1 protein-coding gene and 1 pseudogene are annotated in these 2,812 nt (G+C 71.8%); one reads left to right on the top strand and one right to left on the bottom strand.

Features of this window, described 5'->3' with window-relative positions; translation table 11 throughout:
* Positions 1-969: pseudogene (locus tag NBX02_RS05675) on the top strand (hypothetical protein); the annotation flags it as partial.
* 331 nt (positions 970-1,300) lie between these two features.
* Here the strand turns inward: NBX02_RS05675 and NBX02_RS05680 are convergent.
* A complete protein-coding gene (locus NBX02_RS05680; RefSeq protein ID WP_250287399.1) occupies positions 1,301-2,083 on the bottom strand; it encodes an FkbM family methyltransferase in 783 nt (260 codons plus the stop codon).
* Between the last annotated feature and the right edge of the window lie 729 nt (positions 2,084-2,812).

Here is a 2,812-nt window from a genome sequence, read left to right on the forward strand (position 1 = left end):
CTGCCGGCCCGCGCGCTGCCGGCCCGCGCGCTGGTGGCCGGCGGCTGCCTGCTGGCGCTGGCGGCGCTGACCGTGCCCGCCGTCCCCGGCAAGGCCGGGGTCCAGCGGTACGTGAACATGGTGGACGAGCGCGTGCTCGGCCTCATCCCCGACGATCTCGGCGGGCCCGCGGTCGTGATCGTCACCCCGCCGCTCCCGAGCCGGTACGCCCAGGTGCCCTACCACTTCCTGCGCAACAGCCCGGACCTGTCGGACGAGGTGCTGTACGCCGCGGACATCGGCCCGGCCGTCGTGGGGCTCGCCGCGCGGATGCCGGAACGTCGGCTCTACCGGCTGCGCCCGGACGAACTGCCAGCCCTGGCCGGGCTGCCGGCGGCGGCCGGGCCCGGCCGCCCACGGGGCTCGTTCGTCGAACTGCGCACGGTCACCGGTAGGGCGATCGACGCCCGGGTGTCGGTGACCGTCCCCGCCGGCCATCCCTACGCGCAGCTCTACCTGCGCCTGGGCAACCGGACGCAGACCTACCCGCTCGCCACCGGCACGGACGCCTCCGGCACGACACGCACGGTGACCTGGACGCTGGACGGACGCTCCGACGCCAGCCTGGGCGGGCTGCCGCGCCCCGGGACAGGTGGGCGCACGCCCGGGACGGCGGGCCGGCCCGCCGCCGGCACGGACCCTGCCACGTTGGCCCCCGCCGAGGTGGCCGCCGCCGAGGTGGGTCCCGCCGCGGAGCTGGTCGTGGGGCTGGTCGCGGGCGGCACGCCCGACCTGGCGCGGCCCTGGCGGTGGGAGGAACGCGTCCCACTGCAACGACGGTCCGACGGTTCCCTGGTCCTGCTGGCCCCGGGCGCGGGTTTCCGGCAGACACCGGAACTCCCCGCGGACGCCTGGGAGCAGGTCACCCTGACCGGCACCCTCGACGTCACCCTTGAACCGGCCCCTGAACCGGCCCCGGCGGGCCGATGAGAGGGGGCGGGCCGGCACCCGGCGATCCCGCGCAAGGGCGTCCTGGAGCGCCGGTCAGGTAACCATACGTATCCCCCCTGAACGATGGCGCGCTTCGATGGACGTCGGCCACCGGAGAAGATCGGCGTAATTTTGTCGTTGTGTACGCTTTTGCGGCCAAAAAGCGTACACAACGACAAACTCTCCTGGATCATGGCCTGTGCGGGTGGTCGTGGATGGGATCCGCGCTACCTGAGCGGCGCTCCAGGATTCGCGAGCGGAAGGCTGGCGTGGCTGTCGCCCCGGTCGCCCCCGTTTTTCGGTGTCACGGCTCCACCCGTGGTAGCCGGTGTCAGGAGGACGGTCGGAAAAGAATGGTGTTGACGTATCGGTGGACGCTGCCGGTCAGTACCGCCCGGAGGTAGCCGTGGTGGGCCAGCGGTGCCATTTCCCGCTGGTGGCCGACCAGATCGAAGTCGTCCAGTGGGCGCATTCTCCCGTGGTCGAGGAACCAGCCCTGGTAGTGCCAGCTCCGCAGCAGTTCCAGGGTCGCGGCCGCCGGGCTGCGGCTGTCCTCGATCTCGACTACGAGATTCGGGCGCCAGCGCCGGATAATTCCCTCCGCGCCGCGTAGCGCGGCGAGTTCGTGCCCTTCCACATCAATCTTCACGAGTCCGACGTCGGCGATGTCGAGGCTGTCGAGACGGACCGTCTCGACCTTCACGGTGTGCTCCGCGCGCCCGGTGTGCCCAGCGCGCCCGGTGTGCCCGGTGTGCTCACGGCCCTGGGGGAGCAGGCAGGCGCGCCCCTCGGTGCCCCGGCCGCCCGGTGGCAGCCACAGCTCGGCGAAACCCTCCGTGTCGGACGCGGCCTTCGGCACCACCGTGACGTTCGGCCGGCAGGTGCGGGCGACGAAGGCGGCCAGTTCGGGGTTGGGCTCGACCGTCACGACATGGCGGGCGTGCCGCGACATCCAGTGGCTCCACGGGCCGTACCAGGCGCCGACGTCCAGAGCGGTCTGTCGCGGTGTGACAAACGTATCCACCCGGCGCAGTATCGGCTCGAAGCGGCGGTGGGCCACGGCGACCGCGGCCGCGAACACCCGGTCGGGGACCAGCTCGGCGAGCACGTTCACGACAGCCAAGAACGGTTCCTTCCCCAGGTGGTGGACGCTGTTTTGACCGCCTTTTCGGACGCGCTGCCCCGGACCCGCTGAAATCGTCCGGAGAAATCGGATCCAACATGTTCTGGACGGTCTGTCACGCCGCTGGCGGAGGATGCCGGAGTGAATGCGGCACGACGTGAACGCAGTATGCCCGAACCCGGCCCGGGAAGGGGTTAACAGGGCAGGGAGGGCCGCGAGCCGGGCTGACGGCCCGGAACGGCAGCCGGGCGTCCGGAATATTTGTGATCATTATTCTCTCGTGCCCGGTTCCGGGATCGCCGAAGCATTTCCCGGGTACGGATCGCCCGATCCGGGTGTACCGACGGCCGGATTTCCGGCGGCTGTGGAGGAGCCCGGCCGCGGAGCCTGCCCACGGAAACCGTGCGCGGAACCGGCCTTTCGAACCGCGCCGACGGCGTTACGGGCCGGCCGGCTTTCGCGTGGGCGGCCGCGGGTGGGTACCGGTCTCCCGCCGGTGGCTGGTGGCCGGCTGGTGTCCGGAGGTGTCCGGCTGGTGTCCGGAGGTGGCCGGCGGCCTGGTCAGATCAGGCGGGGCCACTCCTGGTACAGCTCCCGGAGCACGGACAGGTCGAACAGGTGCCCGGCGGCCGACGCCGCCGGACCGGTGGACAGCAGCCGGATGTTGGCCTCGATCAGGGCGTCGGTCATGGTGAACAGGCCGTCCCGGCGGGTCTGCGC

Origin of the sequence: Protofrankia sp. CiP1_Cm_nod1, from assembly GCF_920888515.1 — a bacterium.
In the GTDB taxonomy this organism is placed as follows: domain Bacteria; phylum Actinomycetota; class Actinomycetes; order Frankiales; family Frankiaceae; genus Protofrankia.